At 56.4% G+C, this 20,545-nt stretch carries 20 protein-coding genes; 8 read left to right on the top strand and 12 right to left on the bottom strand.

Annotated elements, in window-relative coordinates:
* Positions 1 to 45 precede the first annotated feature (45 nt).
* A complete protein-coding gene (locus E0L20_RS01105; RefSeq protein ID WP_131632285.1) occupies positions 46 to 285 on the top strand; it encodes a YebV family protein in 240 nt (79 codons plus the stop codon).
* A 34-nt stretch (positions 286 to 319) separates the two neighbouring features.
* Here the strand turns inward: E0L20_RS01105 and pphA are convergent, their stop codons facing one another.
* On the bottom strand, positions 320 to 964 hold the full coding sequence (gene pphA, locus E0L20_RS01100) for a protein-serine/threonine phosphatase (RefSeq protein WP_131632284.1): 645 nt from the start codon (positions 962 to 964) through the stop codon (positions 320 to 322).
* A gap of 167 nt (positions 965 to 1,131) precedes the next feature.
* Here pphA and E0L20_RS01095 point away from each other — a divergent pair, with 167 nt between their 5' ends.
* Positions 1,132 to 2,073: a VirK/YbjX family protein gene (locus E0L20_RS01095; RefSeq protein ID WP_131632283.1), complete on the top strand. Its 942-nt coding sequence runs from the start codon at positions 1,132 to 1,134 to the stop codon at positions 2,071 to 2,073.
* A 405-nt stretch (positions 2,074 to 2,478) separates the two neighbouring features.
* On the opposite strand, the gene E0L20_RS01090 is transcribed toward E0L20_RS01095, so the two are convergent.
* From E0L20_RS01090 to yobA, 3 genes are read right to left on the bottom strand one after another with little or no spacing between them, the layout of a single operon-like run.
* Complete coding sequence (locus tag E0L20_RS01090; RefSeq protein WP_131632282.1) at positions 2,479 to 2,817, bottom strand: YebY family protein; 339 nt, start codon at positions 2,815 to 2,817, stop codon at positions 2,479 to 2,481.
* Positions 2,818 to 2,832: 15 nt separating this feature from the next.
* Positions 2,833 to 3,702: a copper homeostasis membrane protein CopD gene (gene copD, locus E0L20_RS01085; RefSeq protein WP_131632281.1), complete on the bottom strand. Its 870-nt coding sequence runs from the start codon at positions 3,700 to 3,702 to the stop codon at positions 2,833 to 2,835.
* A 1-nt stretch (position 3,703) separates the two neighbouring features.
* A complete protein-coding gene (yobA, locus tag E0L20_RS01080; protein ID WP_131632799.1) occupies positions 3,704 to 4,075 on the bottom strand; it encodes a CopC domain-containing protein YobA in 372 nt (123 codons plus the stop codon).
* A gap of 137 nt (positions 4,076 to 4,212) precedes the next feature.
* On the opposite strand from yobA, the gene E0L20_RS01075 reads away from it, so the two are divergent.
* The 3 genes from E0L20_RS01075 (at position 4,213) to exoX (ending at position 5,891) form a co-directional block, all read left to right on the top strand.
* Entirely contained in the window at positions 4,213 to 4,443 is a 231-nt protein-coding gene (locus E0L20_RS01075; protein WP_013096102.1) for a DNA polymerase III subunit theta, read from the top strand.
* A 110-nt stretch (positions 4,444 to 4,553) separates the two neighbouring features.
* Positions 4,554 to 5,204, top strand: coding sequence for a nitrilase-related carbon-nitrogen hydrolase (locus E0L20_RS01070; protein WP_131632280.1), 651 nt, complete (start codon positions 4,554 to 4,556; stop codon positions 5,202 to 5,204).
* A 24-nt stretch (positions 5,205 to 5,228) separates the two neighbouring features.
* Complete coding sequence (gene exoX / locus E0L20_RS01065; protein WP_131632279.1) at positions 5,229 to 5,891, top strand: exodeoxyribonuclease X; 663 nt, start codon at positions 5,229 to 5,231, stop codon at positions 5,889 to 5,891.
* Here the strand turns inward: exoX and ptrB are convergent.
* Together ptrB and E0L20_RS01055 are read right to left on the bottom strand one after the other, a co-directional pair.
* Positions 5,873 to 7,948, bottom strand: coding sequence for an oligopeptidase B (ptrB, locus tag E0L20_RS01060; RefSeq protein WP_131632278.1), 2,076 nt, complete (start codon positions 7,946 to 7,948; stop codon positions 5,873 to 5,875). The two genes, exoX and ptrB, sit on opposite strands and share 19 nt — an antisense overlap.
* 83 nt (positions 7,949 to 8,031) lie before the next feature.
* Complete coding sequence (locus E0L20_RS01055) at positions 8,032 to 8,685, bottom strand: tellurite resistance TerB family protein (protein WP_131632277.1); 654 nt, start codon at positions 8,683 to 8,685, stop codon at positions 8,032 to 8,034.
* A 170-nt stretch (positions 8,686 to 8,855) separates the two neighbouring features.
* On the opposite strand from E0L20_RS01055, the gene purT reads away from it, so the two are divergent.
* Positions 8,856 to 10,034: a formate-dependent phosphoribosylglycinamide formyltransferase gene (gene purT / locus E0L20_RS01050; protein ID WP_131632798.1), complete on the top strand. Its 1,179-nt coding sequence runs from the start codon at positions 8,856 to 8,858 to the stop codon at positions 10,032 to 10,034.
* 42 nt (positions 10,035 to 10,076) lie between these two features.
* Here the strand turns inward: purT and kdgA are convergent, their stop codons facing one another.
* From kdgA to zwf, 3 genes are all read right to left on the bottom strand, one after another.
* Positions 10,077 to 10,718, bottom strand: coding sequence for a bifunctional 4-hydroxy-2-oxoglutarate aldolase/2-dehydro-3-deoxy-phosphogluconate aldolase (gene kdgA, locus E0L20_RS01045; protein WP_131632276.1), 642 nt, complete (start codon positions 10,716 to 10,718; stop codon positions 10,077 to 10,079).
* A gap of 39 nt (positions 10,719 to 10,757) precedes the next feature.
* A complete protein-coding gene (edd, locus tag E0L20_RS01040; protein WP_131632275.1) occupies positions 10,758 to 12,569 on the bottom strand; it encodes a phosphogluconate dehydratase in 1,812 nt (603 codons plus the stop codon).
* 234 nt (positions 12,570 to 12,803) lie between these two features.
* On the bottom strand, positions 12,804 to 14,279 hold the full coding sequence (zwf, locus tag E0L20_RS01035; protein WP_131632274.1) for a glucose-6-phosphate dehydrogenase: 1,476 nt from the start codon (positions 14,277 to 14,279) through the stop codon (positions 12,804 to 12,806).
* 357 nt (positions 14,280 to 14,636) lie between these two features.
* On the opposite strand from zwf, the gene E0L20_RS01030 reads away from it, so the two are divergent.
* Together E0L20_RS01030 and pyk are read left to right on the top strand one after the other, a co-directional pair.
* The gene (locus E0L20_RS01030) at positions 14,637 to 15,506 is read left to right on the top strand and encodes a MurR/RpiR family transcriptional regulator (protein ID WP_119937233.1); all 870 of its coding nucleotides are present in this window, start codon (positions 14,637 to 14,639) and stop codon (positions 15,504 to 15,506) included.
* 115 nt (positions 15,507 to 15,621) lie between these two features.
* Positions 15,622 to 17,064 carry a pyruvate kinase gene (gene pyk / locus E0L20_RS01025; protein WP_131632273.1) on the top strand — a complete coding sequence of 481 codons (1,443 nt, stop codon included), beginning with the start codon at positions 15,622 to 15,624 and terminating at the stop codon, positions 17,062 to 17,064.
* Positions 17,065 to 17,104: 40 nt separating this feature from the next.
* On the opposite strand, the gene lpxM is transcribed toward pyk, so the two are convergent.
* From lpxM to znuA, 3 genes are all read right to left on the bottom strand, one after another.
* Positions 17,105 to 18,076: a lauroyl-Kdo(2)-lipid IV(A) myristoyltransferase gene (gene lpxM / locus E0L20_RS01020; RefSeq protein ID WP_131632272.1), complete on the bottom strand. Its 972-nt coding sequence runs from the start codon at positions 18,074 to 18,076 to the stop codon at positions 17,105 to 17,107.
* A 126-nt stretch (positions 18,077 to 18,202) separates the two neighbouring features.
* Complete coding sequence (mepM, locus tag E0L20_RS01015) at positions 18,203 to 19,522, bottom strand: murein DD-endopeptidase MepM (RefSeq protein ID WP_131632271.1); 1,320 nt, start codon at positions 19,520 to 19,522, stop codon at positions 18,203 to 18,205.
* Between the two features lie 15 nt (positions 19,523 to 19,537).
* Positions 19,538 to 20,482, bottom strand: a complete 945-nt coding sequence (znuA, locus tag E0L20_RS01010) for a zinc ABC transporter substrate-binding protein ZnuA (protein ID WP_131632797.1) — start codon at positions 20,480 to 20,482, stop codon at positions 19,538 to 19,540.
* Positions 20,483 to 20,545: the final 63 nt, after the last annotated feature.

The following is a 20,545-nucleotide window of genomic DNA, read 5'->3' as shown; positions in this document are numbered from 1 at the left end:
CCATACTGGTCATACCAGATTTTGACACCAAACCCGGAGAGCACTATGACGAAAACCAGCGTGCGTATTGGCGCTTTTGAAATCGACGACGCAGAACTGCGCGGCGAAGCACAGGGCGATCGAACGTTAAGTATTCCCTGCAAATCCGACCCGGATTTGTGCATGCAACTGGATGCCTGGGACGACGATACCAGCGTCCCGGCAATTCTTGATGGCGAACATTCCGTTCTATACCGTAAGCACTACGATAGCAGCACCGATGCCTGGGTCATGCGCCTTGCATGATCTAAAAAGAACCCGCCCGAAGGCGGGTTATTTATTATTGCAGCTGGGCAAGCGTAAAGTAACCGTCGAAGACAGCGCCGGTATCAATGTAGTGCAGATTGCCAAAATCATAACGCTTATCCACGGGCGTATGCCCAAACCAGAAATGGTCAGCTCCGCCAATCCCCTGCCCTTTACCCGCCATAAAGCCCGTTAACCGGTCTCTATCCCACAGTACGCGCCGTGCGCTCACGGGTTTGTTCCATTCATATTCAGCGGCAGGATAGTCAGCGTGCGCGATGACGTTCAGGCCGTTAGCGCAGGTTATTTCGATAATATGCGGTAAACCGCGGCAAGCCTCGAGTAAGGTCCGCGCCCGCTTCTGCTGTTCATGCTCAAGGCGTGCAAACCATATTCCGCCGTTCATCGTCCAGAGGGCAACGTCATTACCCTGCAGGCTGTCGAGCGCCATTTGCTCGTGATTTCCACGTACCGCACAAAACCACGCTTCATTCATTAGCTCAAGGCATTTAACGCTGTCCGGCCCGCGATCGATGAGATCCCCCACCGAGATAAGCAAATCCTCGTAAGGACTAAAATGCCGGCGCCTGAGTTCATCCATAAGCCACTGGAAGCAGCCGTGTATATCGCTCACAACCCAGACGTGACGCCACTTCCCGCCATCGATTCGCTGATACATAAAGCCTCCTCTCTGGAGTATAGCGGCTACAGAAAAAATTCAGCGTAGCGGTGCTATTTACAAAGTTAAACAAATAGTAAACTAGGGATAAATAAAGATTTCATATGTATTAATCCGCTCTTGCATGCCCCCTAAAATATGCATCGCATAAAATCTGAGGTTTTCACGTGTCCAATTCGCGCCTGCAAAACGATGTATCATCAGCGCATCGAACAACTATCATTTCCGATCTGGTGAAAGGGAAACGCGTTCCAGGCCCAATCTGGCAAAAACGCGAGTATCGACTGAAATTTTGGTTACGCTCGATGCTCTTCTGGTCCTCCACGCACCGTATGCTGGACGCCCTGTCCCGCCGCGACGATTTTGATCGGCTGCTGGCGTCGCAGATCACGCTCCCAAGCAAAACCCACCGCCAGTATTTGATGCGTGGCATGAACGCCAACGCGCGCGCAGACGCCATCATTCATCACTATCAGTGGATTGACTCTCTGAAGGACGCCGATCTGGTCAATGCGTTAACCGGCCCGACAGAGCGGTCTATCGTTGAGTTCCATGCCAAAGATGGCGTTACCTATAACGTCAACGCCATGAATGCCAGCAAAGCGGAGCGCGAGGGGGAATGCACGCTGTGGCTGCGCGACAACGAAAATACCCTGCTTGCCAGCCTGACCTTTTGCGTCGCGCGTGAAAACGGCCAGTCCGTTCTGATTATCGGTGGCCTGCAGGGCCCGCGCCGCAGCGTATCCCGCGATACGATCAAGCTGGCAACTCGCGCCTGCCACGGTCTGTTCCCCAAGCGCGTGCTGATGGAGATCCTGTTCCAGCTGGCGACGCTCTCCGGCATCAAGGCCATTTATGCCGTCAGCGATGAAGGACACATCTTCCGCGCGCTGCGCTATCGCCTGAGCAAAGGCCGCCACTTCCACGCCAGCTACGATGAATTTTGGGCTTCTATCGAAGGCAAAAAGCTCTCCGCCTTCCGCTGGCAGCTGCCGCTGCAGATGGAGCGCAAGTCGCTCGAAGAGATCGCCAGTAAAAAGCGCGCCGAATATCGCCGCCGCTTCGAACTGCTCGACGAAATAGAAGCGTCAATGAAATCTCGCTTTTAGCCCGGGCAGCGACTTTCGTTAGCTATACACAATTATTTAACAAAACAGGCAAAAAGGGCTGGACTTCCGCCCGCCGTGTTGTGTTATGTTTGATGGAGAGGCACAGGATGTGCTCCCTGTGAGAAAGTCTGCGAAGGGATTACTCGTTAGCTTTCATACAGATAAAAAGAGACCGAATACGATTCCTGTATTCGGTCCAGGGAAATGGCTCTTGGGAGAGAGCCGTGCGCTAAAAGTTGGCATTAATGCAGGCTAAATCGCCTTGCCTTTTAAGAATAGATGACGACGCCAGGTTTTCCAGTCCACAGCTAAAGCGGCCTGAAAAAAAGCGTCAGAGCATCATTAAAAGTAAAAAACCGCAGTGCTTTCGCCAGCATCTGCGGTTTTTTATTGGAAACCAGAACGCTAGCAGAGCTTATCTGCGCGCTCGATGAAGGGAGCCAGGCTCATCTTCTGTCCCGGATTTGCCGGGTCGTCAATCTGGATGACGCTTATCGGCTGCCCGCTGCTTTTACCGCTGGCCACCTGCTGCTCGGCGGTATCGTTTAACGGGTACTGCACCAGCGTGCTGGGGTTGATCGCATACAGCGCATGTCCCGGACGGCAGGTCAGCATCACCTCTTCACGATTGAACGCCCATTTATCCTTGCCAACTTCAAAACGGCTGACGGTTATCACCTGTGGCGCAGCGAATGCGCTGCCCGTGCAGGCCAGTAATAAGAGAGAAAGTACTGTCTTTTTCATATGATTTTAACCTTGTCAAAACGGTTCCCAGGTCGCGAACAGGCTGACCGTTGCCAGCACCAGCACGCCTAGCACCACTTCTGCCTGTGTCATTCTGATAAAAATCTGCTGTGCCCGCCCGGCTCCCGGACGAAACCGTGGCACCAGAAAATACCGATTCGCCAGCGCAATTACCACCATCAATGCCACTAGCGCACATTTGAACAACAGATACTGGACGTAGCCCGTCTGCCAGGGAACGTGGATCCCCAGGATAAACAGCGCGTTGATAACGCCGGTCAGCACCACGCCCGCGACGGCGTAATGCCCCACGCGCGAAAAGCGCATCATGGTGTAGATGGCAGCCGTCTGCCAGCGCCCTTTCGCCAGGTGCATGCAGAACAGCAGCGGCAGCAGGCCCCCCAGCCAGGTCGCGGCGCACAGCAGGTGAACGGCATGGTTGAGGCGCTGAAGCGCGCCGGTGGCCCCCTCGTTCATTGCGGCATGCCCTACCCCTGCGAGCAGCACGAGCTGCCCCATAGCGAGCAACAGCATGCGCGCCCCCTTTAGCGGGGCAAGCCATGCCGCCCCCACCGTGATGGCAGCCAGAACGATTTGCCATAGCCAGACGCCGCCGAACTGCGTCCCCAGCACGGCGCGCCAGATATCCGGGCTGAACACATCCGCCCAGCCGTTAGCCATCAGCCCGCCCTGAACCCCGAACATCAGGAGCGCAGAGGCCAGGCCGATCGCGGCGGCGATTTTCTGCTGGGTCTGAAACCGTCGCGACATCAGGCGATGCAGAGAGGAAGGCGCAAACCAGACGCTGTAGAGCGCATTGCCAAACATCAGCATCAGCGCGCCAAAGTGGATGAAGCGCAACGCCACATAAAGTAATGCCAGCATGTTATTTCACGCTAAAGCGATAGCTGCCTTTGGTTTTGTGGCCATCAACCGAAACCACGTGCCAGTCAACCTGATAAGTACCGGCTGAAAGCGTTTGATCCAGGGGGATAGTGAGCTGAGACGTATCGTGTTGATCCCGCGTCACGGCACCCGTTTTAACCACCCGCTGCTTTTCATCCGTCACCACCACGCCGCTAAACGCAGGCTCGACGCCTTCAGAGAAATTCAGCGTCAGCGCCTGAGGTGCAGCCACGTGAGAATCCGCGGCCGGTGATTGCTGCTTAAGGTGGGCATGCGCCAGCGCGGCGGGCGTCATTGCCGATGAGAGAAGAAAAGCCAGCGCGCAAACCGCGCGGGACGAGGAGATACCCATCACAATCATTCCTTTTTGTTATGCCTGTATGGCAAAGAATAACTCTGTATAATAAGCGAGTCGAGGATCATCCTGCCTCCGCTTGTCATCGTCGTGCAATCGCGGTAACGTTGCCGCCGCATAAAAAGGAGAAGGTAATGAAGATCAATCTGGCCGCCCTTCCTCAGGACGAGATGGATAAAGTGAATGTCGATCTCGCTGCCGCTGGCGTTGCATTCAAAGAGCGTTACAACATGCCCATCGTGGCTGAAGTCGTCGAGCGTGAACAACCCGCGCACCTGCGCGACTGGTTCCGCGAACGGCTGATTGCGCACCGTCTCGCCTCGGTGAACCTCTCGCGGCTGCCTTACGAGCCGAAAGTTAAGTAAGCTTAACGACACGTTACATTTCCTTACACGGATTATGGCAGGATAAGAAAACCCTGATTAACTTAGGTGTATTCTTAAATCTCAGCGACTCAGTGTATAAGGAAGTCACGATGTCACGATGGAATATTGCCGCTGCCCAGTATGGCGGGCAGCACCTCAGCGTAGATGACCACGTAGCGCACCATCTCCGCTTCATTGACGAAGCGGCGCGACAGGCGTGCAATTTGCTGGTTTTTCCAGAACTCTCGTTAACAGGCCCCGGTGAAGCCGGTTTGCCCGCACCGCCAGACGATCTGCAGCTTGCCCCTCTGCTTCACGCTGCGCAATCGCGCAACATTACGGTGATTGCCGGCCTGACGCTCCTCCAGCAAGGCCAGCGTCATAAAGGACTCGCGCTCTTCACGCCGCATCTCGACACCATCCGCCGCTATCCTCAGGGCAGCGGTGCAAGCCTCATTCCCGGCGACAAACAGCTCACCATTATCGACCCGCATGCGGAATCGCCAAACATCGATCCGCAGGCCACCCTGTTCACCAGCTCTCAGGCGGTAGGAGAGAATCACCTGCGGCAGTCAATTGGCACCTTACAGCGGTTTGCCCACAAATACGCCATTGCGGTGTTAATGGCTAACGCCCGCAGCGGTAGCGCATTGTGGGATGAAAAGGGCCAGCTGATTGTCCGGGCGGATAAAGGCGAGCTGTTATTGACGGGTTCTCTCAGCAGACAGGGTTGGCAAGGCGATATCATTCCTTTAGGCTAAGCGTTTTATGGTCAGGAGCGATCAATGCTGCGCGTCATCGATACCGAAACTTGCGATCTCCAGGGCGGGATTGTGGAAGTGGCCTCCGTCGACGTTATTGACGGGAAGATAGTTAACCCAATGAGCCACCTGGTACGCCCCGACCGCCCGATTAGCCCGCAGGCAATGGCGATCCACCGCATTACGGAATCGATGGTGGCGGATAAGCCGTGGATTGAGGAGATCATCCCTCACTACTTCGGCAGCCCGTGGTATGTGGCGCACAACGCCAGCTTCGATCGACGGGTACTGCCGGAAATGCCCGGGGAATGGATCTGTACGATGAAGCTCGCGCGCCGCCTCTGGCCGGGGATTAAATACAGCAATATGGCGCTGTATAAATCCCGCAAGCTCAGCGTCCGGACGCCGGAGGGGCTGCATCATCACCGCGCGCTGTATGACTGCTACATCACCGCCGCCCTGCTGATTGACATCATGAACACGTCCGGCTGGACGCCAGACGATATGGCGACCATCACGGGACGCCCTGCGCTGCTGACCACCTTCACCTTCGGCAAATACCGCGGGAAGCCGGTGTCAGAGGTCGCGGATAAAGATCCGGGCTACCTGCGCTGGCTGTATAACAACCTAGACAGAATGAGCCCGGAGCTTCGCCTGACGCTGAGACACTACCTCGGCGAAGCCTGACTTTCCGCACGGCCTGGCAGCGTATCCTGCGCCAGGCCAATCAAAAAGGCATACTCCAGGGCGACGCCCTCATAGGATTTAAATCGCCCCGACTTCCCGCCGTGCCCCGAGTCCATATCGGTACAGAGAAGCAGCAGATTATCGTCGGTTTTCAGTTCACGCAGTTTCGCCACCCATTTCGCCGGTTCCCAGTATTGCACCTGTGAATCATGCAGGCCGGTGGTTACCAGCATGTGCGGGTAGGCTTTTGCCTCAACGTTGTCGTACGGACTGTAGTCCTTCATGTAGCGATAGTAGGTTTCATCCTGAGGATTACCCCACTCCTCAAATTCACCGGTGGTCAGCGGAATAGACTCATCCAGCATGGTCGTTACCACATCCACGAACGGGACCTGAGCGACAATGCCCTTGAAGCGATCCGGGCGCAGATTGATGACGGTCCCCATCAGCATGCCGCCCGCGCTGCCGCCCATGCCGAAGCAGAGTGTCGGATCGCCATAGCCTTGATCAATGAGCGCGTCGCAGACGTCGAGGTAGTCGTTGAAGGTATTTTTCTTTTTCAGGAATTTACCATCCTCATACCACTGCTGCCCCAGCTCTCCGCCGCCGCGTATATGGGCAATAGCGAACACGAAACCGCGATCGAGCAGGCTCAGTCTGCTGCCGCTGAAATCTGCATCCATGCTGGACCCATAGGAGCCGTAGCCATATACCAGAAGCGGGTTTTTACCTTTGGTGAAGTACGCTTTGTGGTAAACCAGCGACACGGGCACTTCCGTGCCGTCCCGGGCGATAACCCACAGGTGTTCGCTGCGGTAATTATCGGAATCGAATCCTTTTACCTCAGCCTGTTTAATCACCTGGCGCTCGCCGGTGTCCATGTCCAGCTCAAACAGGGTATCCGGCGTGGTCATGGACGAATAGCCATAGCGCAGGCGCGACGATTCGGGTTCAGGGTTAAACCCAATCCACGTGACGTAGGCCGGATCGTCGAAGGCAATCCCGACCACTTCTCGCGTTTTGCGGTTGATTTGCCGAATGCTGGTCAGCCCGCGCTGGCGCTCCTCCACCACCAGCCAGTCGGTAAAGAGGGTAAACCCTTCGAGCATGACCTGTTCCCGCGCGGGAATTAACACTTCCCATTTTCGCTCGTCGCGCACTTTGGTTTTGTACAGGCCAAAATTTTTACCTTCCCGGTTCGAGCGCAGGTAAAAGCTGTGCTGGAAGTGATCCAGACTGTATTCGTGATCTTTACGACGCGGCAGGAAGCACAGCGGCTGTGCATCCGGCAGTTCCGCGTCCAGCAGCATGACCTCAGAGGTGGTGGCGCTGGCGAGGTGGATAATCACATAGTGGCGCGAAGAGGTTTTGTGCAGGCTGACATAAAACGTCTCATCCTTCTCCTCATAAACCAGTTCATCATCCGTAGAGGCCGTGCCCACGGTATGCCGCCATACCTGATACGGCAGCAGCGTTGAAGCATGCTTTTTAACGTAGTAAACCGTTTCGGAATCATTCCCCCAGACGAAATCCGGTGAAACATTATCCAGCATTTCCGGATACCAGTTCCCTGTTTCAAGGTTGCGGAAACGCAGACCGTACTGGCGGCGCGAGAGGTAGTCTTCTGCCAGGGCCATGATGGCGTTGTCGGGAGAAACTGACATTCCACCCAGCGTATAAAACTCGCTGTGGGCGGCGCGCTGGTTGGCATCAAGCAGAATTTCCCACGCGTCCCATTCGGCACTCAGGACCGACTGACGCTGGTAGATGGGATATTCGTTGCCTGGCTCATAGATATGGCGGTAGCGGTAACCGTTTTTGGTCCAGGGCGCGGAGACATCGCGCTGGGGAACGCGCTCTACCATCTCCTTCAGCAACCTATCCTGCAGCGCCTGCTGGCTGGCCATGACCCTGCGGCCATAATCATTCTCCTCGTGCAGATAGTCGAGGACGGCTGGCTCGGAACGCGAATCGTCCCGTAGCCAGTAATAGTTGTCTATACGCGTATCGCCATGCGTAACGATCGCATATGGAGTACGTCGGGCTTTCGGTGGCATGTCATCTTACTTATGAGTTTTACACCCTATAAGGGTGGCAAAACCCACGCATGATGCAAGCGAAACGTGGCCTCATGGGTTAATTACACGCCCTGCAACGTCTGTTTTTGCTGCTGAATATCCTTTTCGATGCCCTCCCGAACCTCCTGAGGGATTTTCAGCGCATCGCCCAGCGCGTTTAGGTAGCTACGCTCCATAAAGTGGTCGATATCGATGGCTGCGCAGCTCAGGAAGTAAAGCTCAAGCGCCTCCTCCTCGTTTTTGACGCTTTGCGCCAGACGCTGAGGGTCAAGGGGTTGTTCAATGGCCTGCGCGACCAGCGTTCTGCCCTGCTCTTCAACACCGGCTTCACGCAGCTGTTCCTCTATTGCAGAGCGTTCTCTGTCGTCGATATGCCCGTCGCTTTTCGCGGCAAACACCAGCGCCAGAATGAGCCTTTCGGTACGGATATCCAACGGCGAGACGTGCTGCCCGTACTGCGGTTCGTCCTGATGCGCGGTACGTACCTTATCCTTGTATTTATTCCACAGCACGGTCCCGGCAATGGCCCCTCCGCCCGCTAGCAGCGCGCCGGTGCCGTATTTTGCCAGCAGCTTGCGCGATGACTTGTTGGCGACCAGCAGGCCCGCCAGCCCGCCGAGTGCGCCCGGCACCAGCAGCTTGCTCAGCCCCTGCTCGCCAGACGCCCCGGCTTTCTGACCCAGCATGGATTGCAATTGATTTAACCAGCCTGACATGATTTCCCTCACTTAGCAGTGCATATGCTTCACAGACTAAGCGAGCAGACGTCAGGAAATGTCTGTTGGCGCTAAAGAAGCGCAAATTTCCTCACGCCGCTGATGTCCCTGACAAGACACGCGCAAACGTTTTCGTTTATACTCCCCGCAACTTTTTCAGGGGGATTATGATGACTCTTTTAGGAACTGCGCTGCGTCCTGCCGCGACGCGCGTTATGCTGTTGGGATCGGGTGAACTGGGTAAAGAAGTGGCCATCGAGTGCCAGCGCCTGGGTGTTGAAGTGATTGCCGTGGATCGTTACCCCGACGCCCCTGCGATGCACGTTGCCCATCGCGCCTGCGTGATTAACATGCTTGACGGTGAGGCGCTGCGCGCGCTTATTGCGAAAGAGCAGCCTCATTTCGTGGTGCCTGAAATCGAAGCCATCGCCACAGATACGCTGATCGCTCTAGAGCAGGAAGGCCAGCGCGTTGTTCCGTGCGCGAAAGCCGCGAAGCTGACCATGAACCGGGAGGGCATTCGTCGCCTGGCGGCGGAAGATCTCCAGCTCCCCACCTCCAGCTACCGTTTTGCCGGTGACAAAACCGAGTTTCTTCACGCCGTGGAGGAAATTGGCTACCCGTGCATCATAAAGCCGGTGATGAGTTCGTCCGGTAAAGGGCAAAGCTATATCCGCGACAGCAGCGCGCTGGACCGCGCCTGGGACTACGCGCAGCAGGGCGGTCGCGCCGGGGCCGGACGGGTTATCGTTGAAGGCGTGGTGAAGTTTGATTTTGAAATTACCCTCCTGACCGTCAGCGCCGTTGACGGCGTCCACTTCTGCGATCCGATTGGTCACCGTCAGGAAGACGGCGACTACCGTGAATCCTGGCAGCCGCAGCAGATGAGCGCCCTTGCGCTGTCGCGCGCGCAGGAGATCGCCCGCAAGACGGTGCTGGCGCTGGGCGGCTACGGCCTGTTCGGCGTGGAGCTCTTCGTCTGCGGCGACGAGGTGATTTTCAGCGAAGTCTCCCCTCGCCCGCACGATACCGGCATGGTGACGCTCATTTCGCAGGATCTCTCCGAGTTCGCCCTGCACGTGCGCGCTTTCCTCGGCCTGCCCGTTGGCGGCATTCGACAGTACGGCCCGTCAGCATCGGCAGCGATCCTGCCTCAGCTCACCAGCCAGAACGTGACGTTTGATAACGTAGAAGGTGCCGTGGGCGCAGGCCTGCAGGTCCGCTTGTTCGGCAAGCCGGAGATCGCGGGAACCCGTCGTCTTGGCGTGGCATTAGCCACCGGGGATAATGTTGACGACGCCGTGGCAAGAGCGAAAGAGGCCGCTGCGAGCGTTAAGGTAGCAGGATAAAAAAAACGGGCCAAAAGGCCCGTTTTTCATGCTGCGAAGAGCTTACTGCTTCGCACCTTCAACTGCTTCGCGAGCCAGTTTGGTGATGCGATCCCAGTCGCCCGCTTCCAGCGCATCCGCCGGCACCAGCCAGGAACCGCCGATGCACAGCACGCTCTTCAGCGCCAGGTAGTCGCGGTAGTTGGCAGGAGAGATACCGCCGGTTGGGCAGAAGCGAACCTGAGAGAAAGGACCCGCAATCGCCTGCAGCGCCTTGGTGCCGCCGTTGGCTTCCGCAGGGAAGAATTTAAACTCTTTCAGGCCGTAGTCCATGCCCAGCATCAGTTCAGACACGGTGCTGATACCTGGGATCAGAGGAATAGAACCTTCGGTTGCCGCTTTCAGCAGCGGCTCGGTCAGGCCAGGACTGATAGCGAACTGGGCGCCCGCTTCGGTTACGTCAGCCAGCTGCTGTGCATTCAGAACGGTACCCGCACCGATAATCGCGTCCGGCACCTCTTTTGCGATAGCGCGGATCGCGTCCATCGCGCATGCGGTACGCAGGGTCACTTCCAGAACGCGTACGCCGCCCGCAACCAGCGCTTTCGCCATCGGGACAGCGTGCTCCAGTTTATTGACCACGATAACCGGCACGACAGGGCCAGTGGTCAGGATTGCTTCTGCACTTGTTTTCCAGTTTTTCATCAGAGTTTTCTCTCGCCAGATCGTTAAAATCAAGTCGTCTTAAAACGTAATACAGGTTGCGCCCTGCTCCGCGCCGGACAGTTTCTCACGCAGCGCACCAAACATTTCGCGTCCGGTACCCACGCGCGACGCGCTCAGGTCAGGAATATGGGGCTTACGTGCCGCCAGCTCTGCTTCATCGACCAGCAGGCTTAACTCACCCGTCTGGCCATTAACGCGGATAATATCGCCATCGCGCACTTTCGCCAGCAAACCGCCGTCGTAGGCTTCCGGGGTCACGTGGATAGCAGAAGGCACTTTACCTGATGCGCCTGACAGGCGTCCATCGGTCACCAGCGCAATTTTGAAACGGCGGTCCAATAATACACCAAGTGGCGGCATAAGTTTATGTAATTCTGGCATCCCGTTGGCTTTTGGCCCCTGATGGCGCACGACGACCACGCAATCTTTGTCGAGCAGGCCCGCGTCAAATGCCGGCAATACGTCATGCTGGCTTTCAAATACTACCGCAGGCGCTTCAATGATCTGGTTCTCTTCCGGCACGGCAGAGGTTTTCATGACCGCACGTCCGAGGTTGCCGCTCAGCACCTTCGTGCCGCCGTGGTGAGAGAACGGTTTATCGATGGTGGCAATGACCTGCGCATCGAGCGATGCGTTCGCGCCATCGCGCCAATCCAGCTCGCCGTTGTTCAGCCACGGTTCGAGGGTATAGCGCTGCAGGCCAAAGCCCGCCACCGTGTTGACATCTTCATGCAGCAGGCCGCCTTTCAGCAGTTCACGCATCAATACCGGTACGCCGCCGGCCGCCTGGAAGTGGTTGATGTCTGCCGGACCGTTCGGGTACAGGCGTGCCATCAGGGGCACTACGGCAGAGATATCAGAGAAATCATCCCAGTTGATCAGGATGCCCGCCGCACGCGCCATCGCCACGAGGTGCATGGTGTGGTTAGTTGAGCCCCCGGTTGCCAGCAGGGCGACAATGCCGTTGACGACGACTTTTTCGTCAACCATTCTGCCCATTGGCATCCACTCGTTGCCGTTCCCGGTCAGACGCGTCACCTGACGAGCAGCGGCTTCAGTCAGCGCCTGGCGCAGCGGCGCATCCGGCTGTATGAAGGACGAGCCAGGAAGCTGCATCCCCATAAACTCCACCACCATCTGGTTGGTGTTGGCGGTGCCGTAGAAGGTGCAGGTGCCCGGCGCATGGTAGGAGGCCGCTTCCGCTTCCAGCAGCGCCTGACGATCGGCCTTGCCTTCGGCATACAGCTGGCGGATACGCACTTTTTCTTTATTTGGCAGGCCGCTCGCCATCGGGCCGGAAGGGACGAAAATCGCCGGCAGATGACCGAATGACAGCGCCGCCATCACCAGGCCCGGGACGATCTTGTCGCACACGCCCAGATAGAGCGCGCCATCAAACATATTGTGAGACAAACCCACCGCCGCGGACATCGCGATCACTTCGCGGCTCAGGAGCGACAGCTCCATCCCGTCCTGCCCCTGGGTCACGCCGTCGCACATGGCCGGTACGCCGCCCGCCACCTGCCCCACCGCGTTTACGCTGTGCAGTGCTTTACGAATGATGTTCGGATAGACCTCATACGGCTGGTGCGCGGAGAGCATGTCGTTATAGGAGGTAATGATGGCGATATTGTTACGCAGCATGCTCTTAAGCGCGTCTTTATCACCGGGCTGACAGGCGGCGAAGCCGTGGGCCAGGTTACCGCAGGCCAGCTGCGAGCGGTGTACGGTTTCGCTCTTTGCCTGCTCAATGCGGGCGAGGTAGGCAGAACGCGTCTCTTTTGAGCGTTCGATAATGCGTTGTGTTACGCGTAACAATGTCGGATTCATAAAGGCTCCTCAAATTTATCTGTCCGGGCTCGGGAGTTTACAAAGTCGCTGGCGGTTGTTAACAACGCTGAAACGCTTGCTGTCCGGAGCTCAGGGGCAAAATCGCTTCCGGCAGTGTAATAAAAAAAGCTCCGCGGGTGAATCCACGCGGAGCTTAAAAGATTAAAAATTGTGCCACTAGCTGTGTTAGATCATGTTACCGGTAAAATAACACCTTCGGGCTAGAGGGTTACGTTACTCGAACTCGTTCCAGGAGCGGCCATCGCGGGTGATCATCGCCACGGAGGCAACAGGACCCCAGGTCCCCGCCTGATACGGTTTAGGCGCGTCCTGATCGGCAGCCCAGGCTTCGGTAATGGAGTCGACCCACTTCCATGCCTCTTCCACCTCATCGCGACGCACGAACAGCGCCTGAATACCGCGCATAGTTTCCAGCAGCAGACGCTCGTAAGCATCGGCCAGGTGCGTCTGGTTAAAGGTTTCGGAGTAGCTCAGGTCCAGCTTGGTGGTCTGCAGGTTGTGCTTGTGGTCCAGGCCCGGCACTTTGTTGAGGATCTGGATATCCACGCCTTCGTCCGGCTGCAGACGGATGGTCAGCTTGTTCTGCGGCAGCTCCTGCCAGGACTCTTTGAACAGGTTCAGCTCAGGATTTTTGAAGTAGACAACCACTTCAGAGCATTTGGCCGGCAGACGTTTGCCGGTGCGCAGGTAGAACGGCACGCCCGCCCAGCGCCAGTCGTCGATATCCACGCGGATCGCCACGAACGTTTCGGTGTTGCTGGCCTTGTTCGCGCCCTCTTCTTCCAGATAGCCAGGCACTTTTTTACCCTGCGCAAACCCGGCGGTATACTGGCCGCGAACGGTCTTCTCACGCACGTTGGAGCGGTCGATGCGGCGCAGGGACTTCAGCACCTTCACTTTCGCGTCGCGGATGCTGTCCGCGGTGAGATCGGACGGCGGAGACATAGCGATCATGCACAGAATTTGCAGCAGATGGTTCTGGATCATATCGCGCATCTGGCCGGCCTGATCAAAGTAACCCCAGCGACCTTCGATACCCACCTCTTCGGCCACGGTGATTTCCACGTGATCGATGGTGCGATTATCCCAGTTGTTGACGAACAGGGAGTTGGCAAAGCGCAGCGCCAGCAGGTTCAGCACCGTTTCTTTACCGAGATAGTGGTCGATACGGTAAACCTGGCACTCTTCGAAGTATTCGCCAACCTGGTCATTAATCTCGCGGGAGGTGGCCAGCGAGGTGCCCAGCGGCTTTTCCATGACGACGCGAGCAGGCTTGGCGTTCAGTTTTGCTTCGCCCAAACCTTTGCAGATGGCACCGAAGGTGCTTGGCGGCATGGCGAAATAGTTAATGGTGACGCGGTTTTTCTGATCGAGCATGTCGCCCAGGCGGGTAAACGCACTGACGTCGTTCACGTCCAGGTTGCAGAAGTCGAGGCGCCCGCTCAGCGTATCCCACAGGCTTTCATCAATTTTCTCTTTCATGAAAGTTTCGAGCGCTTCACGCACGACTTTGGTATAAGCGTCCTTGTCCCAGTCGGCGCGCCCTACGCCCAGGATACGCGTATCCGGATGAATCTGGCCCGCTTTCTCCAGTTGATACAGGGAAGGCAGCAATTTTCGGCGTGCAAGGTCGCCTTTCGCGCCGAAAATGACCAGGTCACATGCCTGGGCTGTTTGCGTTACCGCCATGTCATTCTCCTCAGTTGGATCACCTGGTGCTTCTGCCAGGTATCGTTGTAATTTTATTACAATGCACTGTACTGCTTTTACGTCATTCCCGAAACCATTAGCGCTTAACCTCGCGTGCGATACCGCGATTTTTCGCCTGTAAGCCCCATACGGCGCAGCAATAACGTGAAAAGCGTTGATTCTTTGAACTAAAAGGGCATAACAAAACCCGACATCGATCAAGTAATGAAAAAAAACAACAACATTTCTTGCCGACTGTTACCCTTTAGGAAAACACAGGGGTAATATCGGCTAAAACGACTCAGGATTTCATCTATACATGAAATCGTTTCCATCCCCAAGAGCGCCTTGTTAACAATGAACATGCTGGAAAAAATCCAGTTTCAACTGGAACACCTTAGCAAATCCGAGCGAAAAGTGGCCGAGGTTATTCTCGCCTCTCCCGCTCAGGCGATTCATTCAAGCATCGCCGCTCTGGCGCAGGAATCAGGCGTCAGCGAACCGACGGTCAATCGATTCTGCCGCAGCCTGGAAACGCGCGGCTTCCCTGATTTTAAACTGCATCTGGCACAAAGTCTGGCAAACGGCACGCCCTATGTTAATCGCAATGTGGATGAAGACGACAGCGTAGATGCATACACGGCGAAAATATTTGAGTCGGCCATGGCGACCCTCGACCACGTACGCCAGTCCCTGGACATGAGTTCGGTTAACCGCGCGGTTGATTTGCTGACGCAGGCCAAACGCATCGCGTTCTTCGGTCTTGGATCATCGGCTGCCGTGGCGCACGATGCGATGAACAAATTTTTCCGCTTCAACGTGCCGGTTATTTATTCTGACGACATCGTCCTGCAACGCATGAGCTGTATGAACTGTAGCGAAGACGATGTGGTGGTTCTGATCTCCCACACGGGCCGAACCAAGAGCCAGGTTGAGCTGGCGCAGCTGGCGCGTGAAAACGATGCCATGGTCATTGCCCTGACGACGGCGGGCACGCCGCTGGCGCGCGAAGCGACGCTCGCCATCACCCTGGACGTGCCGGAAGATACCGATATGTACATGCCGATGGTGTCTCGCCTGGCGCAGCTTACGGTCATTGACGTGCTGGCGACCGGTTTTACCTTACGCCGGGGCGCAAAATTCAGAGATAACTTGAAGCGAGTCAAGGAAGCGCTCAAGGAATCGCGTTTTGATAAAGAATTGCTTATAAAGAGCGATGTTCCCTAATAACTAAGATGTAACGATTTACGGCATTCGGCCCGCTCCCCGTCGCCTTGCGGCAGATGAAGGCCGATTCTATGTTCACGCAACACCAAAGTTGTTTCAGTCAACGGAGTATTACATGTCCAGAAGGCTTCGCAGAACCAAGATCGTAACCACCTTAGGCCCAGCTACCGATCGCGATAATAATCTCGAAAAGATTATCGCCGCAGGTGCCAACGTGGTGCGCATGAACTTCTCTCACGGTACGCCAGAAGACCATAAGTTACGCGCAGACAAAGTGCGTGAGATCGCGGCTAAACTCGGCCGCCACGTTGCAATCCTCGGTGACCTTCAGGGTCCAAAAATTCGCGTTTCAACCTTCAAAGAAGGTAAAGTTTTCCTCAATATCGGCGACAAGTTCCTGCTTGATGCCAACCTGAGCAAAGGCGAAGGCGATAAAGAAAAGGTCGGTATCGACTATAAGGGCTTGCCTGCTGACGTGGTGCCGGGCGACATTCTGCTGCTCGACGACGGTCGTGTGCAGCTCAAGGTGCTGGAAGTTCAGGGGATGAAGGTATTCACCGAAGTCACCGTCGGCGGCCCTCTCTCTAACAACAAGGGCATCAACAAGCTCGGCGGCGGCCTCTCTGCCGAAGCGCTGACCGAGAAAGACAAAGCGGACATCGTCACCGCCGCGCAGATTGGCGTGGATTACCTTGCCGTCTCCTTCCCGCGCTGCGGCGAAGACCTGAACTACGCCCGTCGTCTGGCGCGCGATGCGGGCTGCGATGCAAAAATCGTAGCCAAGGTTGAACGTGCTGAAGCGGTGTGCGATCAGGACGCCATGGACGACGTGATTCTGGCGTCTGACGTGGTCATGGTTGCCCGTGGTGATTTGGGCGTTGAAATTGGCGACCCTGAGCTGGTCGGCATTCAGAAAGCGCTGATCCGTCGCGCACGCCAGCTCAACCGCGCGGTGATCACCGCGACCCAGATGATGGAGTCGATGATTACCAACCCGATGCCAACCCGTGCGGAAGTCATGGACGTGGCAAACGCCGTTCTGGACGGTACCGATGCGGTGATGCTGTCGGCTGAAACGGCCGCAGGCCAGTATCCGGCTGAAACCGTCGCGGCAATGGCGCGCGTGTGTCTGGGTGCGGAAAAAATCCCCAGCATCAACGTCTCTAAGCACCGCCTGGACATTCAGTTCGACAACGTGGAAGAAGCGATTGCGATGTCCGCCATGTACGCGGCGAACCACCTGAAAGGCGTTACCGCGATCATCACCATGACCGAATCCGGCCGTACCGCGCTGATGACCTCACGCATCAGCTCCGGCCTGCCAATCTTCGCGATGTCCCGCCATGAGCGCACGCTGAACCTGACGGCGCTGTACCGCGGCGTGACGCCGGTTCACTTCGACAGCACCAGCGACGGCGTTGCCGCCGCGCACGATGCGGTAAATCTGCTGCGCGACAAAGGCTACCTGGTGTCCGGTGATATCGTGATTGTGACGCAGGGTGACGTGATGAGTACCATCGGCTCCACCAATACCACCCGCGTATTGACCGTAGAGTAAGACATGACGCCCTCTCCCCTGCGGGGAGAGGGCGTGTTTTTCATTTCTTCGGGAAAAGCTCTTTGCGCTTGTACGGCTCTTTTTCACCCGGCTTGCGCGTTTTGAGCAGCTTCAGTATCCACGTGTACTGTTCGGTATGCGGCCCCACCAGCAGTTCAACCTCTTCGTTCATGCGGCGCGCGATGGTGTAATCATCGGCAGTGAGCAAGTCGTCCATAGGCGGACGTACTTCGATGCTGAGACGATGCGTTTTACCGTCGTAGACCGGGAACAGAGGGATAACGCGGGCGCGACAGACCTTCATCAGGCGACCGATCGCGGGGAGTGTGGCTTTGTAGGTAGCAAAGAAATCGACGAACTCGCTGTGCTCGGGACCGTGATCCTGATCCGGGAGATAGTAGCCCCAGTATCCCTGACGCACGGACTGAATAAACGGCTTGATCCCATCGTTACGCGCGTGCAGGCGACCGCCAAAGCGGCGACGCACGGTGTTCCAGACGTAGTCAAAGATTTTATTCCCCTGATTATGGAACATGGCCGCCATTTTCTGCCCCTGCGACGCCATCAGCATCGCCGGAATATCCACGCCCCAGCCGTGAGGCACGAGGAAAATCACTTTTTCATCGTTTTGGCGCATCTCTTCAATGATGTCCAGCCCTTTCCAGTCAACGCGGCTTAGGATCTTCTTAGGCCCTTTCAGCGCCAGCTCCGCCATCATCGCCATGGCCTGCGGCGCGGTGGTGTACATGGCGTCAATAATCGCTTCACGCTCGGCGTCGCTTTTTTCAGGGAAACAGTAATAGAGGTTAATCTGCGCCCGGCGGCGAGCGCTTTTGCCCATCCGTCCGGCAAGACGACCTACCGTCCCCAGAATCGGGTCGCGAACGGATGCCGGAAGCATAGCAATACCGGCAAACGCGTACACGCCAAGCCAGGCTCCCCAGCTGCGCGGATGACGGAACGACGGCTCAAACTCAGGAATGTACTCAATGTTATTTTTTTTTGTTTCCATGCTGATTCCAGGGAAGAGAAAGCGAAAAAAGGAATAATGCGGATAGTGTAGCGAGGCAGGCGCTCAGGCACAAAAGAAAAAGCCGGCGCTCGCGGGCACCGGCTTTCGATTCGACAGATGAGTGGCTTAGTCGAAGCGCAGCTGCGGCATCACCTCTTTGACCTGCGCCAGGTAATCAGTACGATCTTTACCCGTCAGCCCTTCGGTACGCGGCAGCTTCGCCGTCAGCGGGTTTACCGCCTGCTGGTTGATCCACACTTCATAGTGCAGGTGCGGGCCGGTAGAACGTCCGGTATTACCGGAAAGCGCAATGCGGTCACCGCGCTTCACTTTCTGACCCGGCTTAACCAGCAGCTTACGCAGGTGCATGTAACGGGTGGTATACGTACGACCGTGACGAATGGCCACGTAGTATCCCGCCGCCCCGCTGCGTTTTGCCATTACCACTTCGCCATCGCCAACGGAGAGCACGGGCGTACCCTGCGGCATCGCGAAGTCAACGCCACGGTGCGGCGCAACGCGGCCGGTGACCGGGTTCAGTCGACGCGGGTTAAAGTTGGACGAGACGCGGAACTGTTTTGCCGTCGGGAAGCGCAGGAAGCCCTTCGCAAGCCCCGTACCGCTGCGGTCGTAGAATTTGCCGTCCTCCGCGCGAATGGCATAGTAGTCTTTGCCATCGGAACGCAGACGAACGCCGACCAGCTGGCTCTGCTCACGCTTGCCGTCCAGCATTTCACGGGACATCAGTACGGAGAACTCATCGCCTTTTTTGAGCTTGCGGAAGTCCATCTGCCACTGCATGGCTTTAATCACCGAACTGATCTCAGCGCTGGTCAGGCCCGCATCACGCGCGCTGGAAACGAAGCTCGCGCCAACGGTGCCTTTCATTACGCTGTTAACCCAGTCGCCCTGCTGCATTTCGCTGGTCATTTTGAAACCGTTTGCAGTGCGATCGTAGGTGCGGGTTTCGCGGCGCGACATCTCCCACGTCAGGCGCTGTAAGTCGCCGTCTGCGGTTAGGGTCCAGGAGAGCTGCTGACCAATTTTCAGGTTACGCAGCTCTTTGTCGGAGGCTGCAAGCTGGCTGATATTGCTCATGTCGATGCCGTACTGGTTAAGGACGCTGCTCAGCGTATCGCCAGTGGAAACAACATACTCATGAATACCCGCTTCGTTCTGGATCTTGTCATCCAGCTCATCCTGCGGGATCGCTTCATCTTCCTGCGCGGCCTGATCGATAGGCTCGCTGGCCTCCGGCAGCAAAGAGCGGATTTCGCTCTTCTCAAGCTCGATGGTTTTGATGATGGGGGCAGAACTCGGGTGGTAAACATAGGGCCGCCAGACGGCGACCGCTAGGGTGAGAACTGTAAGCGACCCCAGCATGACGCGGTGGGGTCGAGGCAGATTATTAAACGCCAGGGCGACAGAGCGGGCTATCTGTTGCACGTATTCACTTCCTCGTTAATCTCCTTTCAGGCAGCTCGCATACTGGTTCGCCAGTTGGCTGAGGAACTGCGAATAGCTCGCTTTGCTCAACTGGATGTTCGTACCTAGCGGGTCAAGGGTTCCCATGCGCACGGAAGTTCCCCTGGCCACGGCTTCTACGACCGCTGGCCTGAACTGTGGCTCAGCAAAAACGCACGTTGCTTTTTGCTCAACCAACTGTGTTCTGATCTCATGTAAACGCTGCGCACCAGGCTGTATTTCAGGGTTGACGGTAAAATGCCCCAGCGGGGTCAGGCCGTAGTGTTTTTCGTAATAGCCGTAGGCGTCATGAAAAACGAAATACCCTTTTCCTTTCAGCGGCGCGAGCTCGTTACCCACCTGCTTATCGGTTGCGGCTAATTGTGCCTCAAAATCTTTCAGGTTGGCGTCAAGTTTGGCTCGACTTTGCGGCATAAGTTCCACTAATTTGTCATGGATTGCAACCGCCGAAAGCCTTGCTATCTCTGGGGAAAGCCAGAGATGCATGTTGTACTCGCTGTGATGGTGATCGTCGTCACCTTTTTCGGCATGAGCGTGGTCGTGGTCATGCTCATCACCGTCGTCGTCAGTCCCTTTCATGAGCAAGGGCTTCACGCCCGAAAGCTCGGCGATCGTGACCTGTTTTTTATCGGGCACCTGTTTCGCCGATTTTTGCATGAACGCTTCCATCTCTGGACCAATCCAGACAACTAAGTCCGCGTTTTGTAAGCGTTTTACGTCGGACGGACGCAGAGAATAATCGTGTTCAGAAGCGCCATCCGGCAGCAGAACCTGCGTCTCCGTCACCCCATCTGCAATGGCGGATGCAATGAATCCAAGCGGTTTAAGCGAAGCGACAACAGCGGCGTTAACATCTTGTGCTGTTGTACCCCAAAGGGCAGCGGATAATGCTGCGAAAAGAAGCGTATTTTTATGTAACATAATGCGACTAATCATCGTAATAAGTTCGGTGAATGTGATATTATAACATTCGTTGACTTCTGC

Source organism: Enterobacter wuhouensis (genome assembly GCF_004331265.1).
Lineage (GTDB): Bacteria > Pseudomonadota > Gammaproteobacteria > Enterobacterales > Enterobacteriaceae > Enterobacter > Enterobacter wuhouensis.
Note: the sequence above shows the minus strand (reverse complement) of the source record. Positions and strands in the feature narration are given on the sequence as shown.

Coding starts and splice junctions, on each gene's coding strand:
- E0L20_RS01105 (WP_131632285.1), top strand. CDS start 46: ATGACGAAAACCAGCGTGCGTATTGGCGCTTTTGAAATCGACGACGCA.
- pphA (WP_131632284.1), bottom strand. CDS start 964: ATGTATCAGCGAATCGATGGCGGGAAGTGGCGTCACGTCTGGGTTGTG.
- E0L20_RS01090 (WP_131632282.1), bottom strand. CDS start 2,817: ATGAAAAAGACAGTACTTTCTCTCTTATTACTGGCCTGCACGGGCAGC.
- copD (WP_131632281.1), bottom strand. CDS start 3,702: ATGCTGGCATTACTTTATGTGGCGTTGCGCTTCATCCACTTTGGCGCG.
- yobA (WP_131632799.1), bottom strand. CDS start 4,075: ATGGGTATCTCCTCGTCCCGCGCGGTTTGCGCGCTGGCTTTTCTTCTC.
- E0L20_RS01075 (WP_013096102.1), top strand. CDS start 4,213: ATGAAGATCAATCTGGCCGCCCTTCCTCAGGACGAGATGGATAAAGTG.
- E0L20_RS01070 (WP_131632280.1), top strand. CDS start 4,554: ATGTCACGATGGAATATTGCCGCTGCCCAGTATGGCGGGCAGCACCTC.
- exoX (WP_131632279.1), top strand. CDS start 5,229: ATGCTGCGCGTCATCGATACCGAAACTTGCGATCTCCAGGGCGGGATT.
- ptrB (WP_131632278.1), bottom strand. CDS start 7,948: ATGCCACCGAAAGCCCGACGTACTCCATATGCGATCGTTACGCATGGC.
- E0L20_RS01055 (WP_131632277.1), bottom strand. CDS start 8,685: ATGTCAGGCTGGTTAAATCAATTGCAATCCATGCTGGGTCAGAAAGCC.
- purT (WP_131632798.1), top strand. CDS start 8,856: ATGACTCTTTTAGGAACTGCGCTGCGTCCTGCCGCGACGCGCGTTATG.
- kdgA (WP_131632276.1), bottom strand. CDS start 10,718: ATGAAAAACTGGAAAACAAGTGCAGAAGCAATCCTGACCACTGGCCCT.
- edd (WP_131632275.1), bottom strand. CDS start 12,569: ATGAATCCGACATTGTTACGCGTAACACAACGCATTATCGAACGCTCA.
- zwf (WP_131632274.1), bottom strand. CDS start 14,279: ATGGCGGTAACGCAAACAGCCCAGGCATGTGACCTGGTCATTTTCGGC.
- E0L20_RS01030 (WP_119937233.1), top strand. CDS start 14,637: ATGAACATGCTGGAAAAAATCCAGTTTCAACTGGAACACCTTAGCAAA.
- pyk (WP_131632273.1), top strand. CDS start 15,622: ATGTCCAGAAGGCTTCGCAGAACCAAGATCGTAACCACCTTAGGCCCA.
- lpxM (WP_131632272.1), bottom strand. CDS start 18,076: ATGGAAACAAAAAAAAATAACATTGAGTACATTCCTGAGTTTGAGCCG.
- znuA (WP_131632797.1), bottom strand. CDS start 20,482: ATGTTACATAAAAATACGCTTCTTTTCGCAGCATTATCCGCTGCCCTT.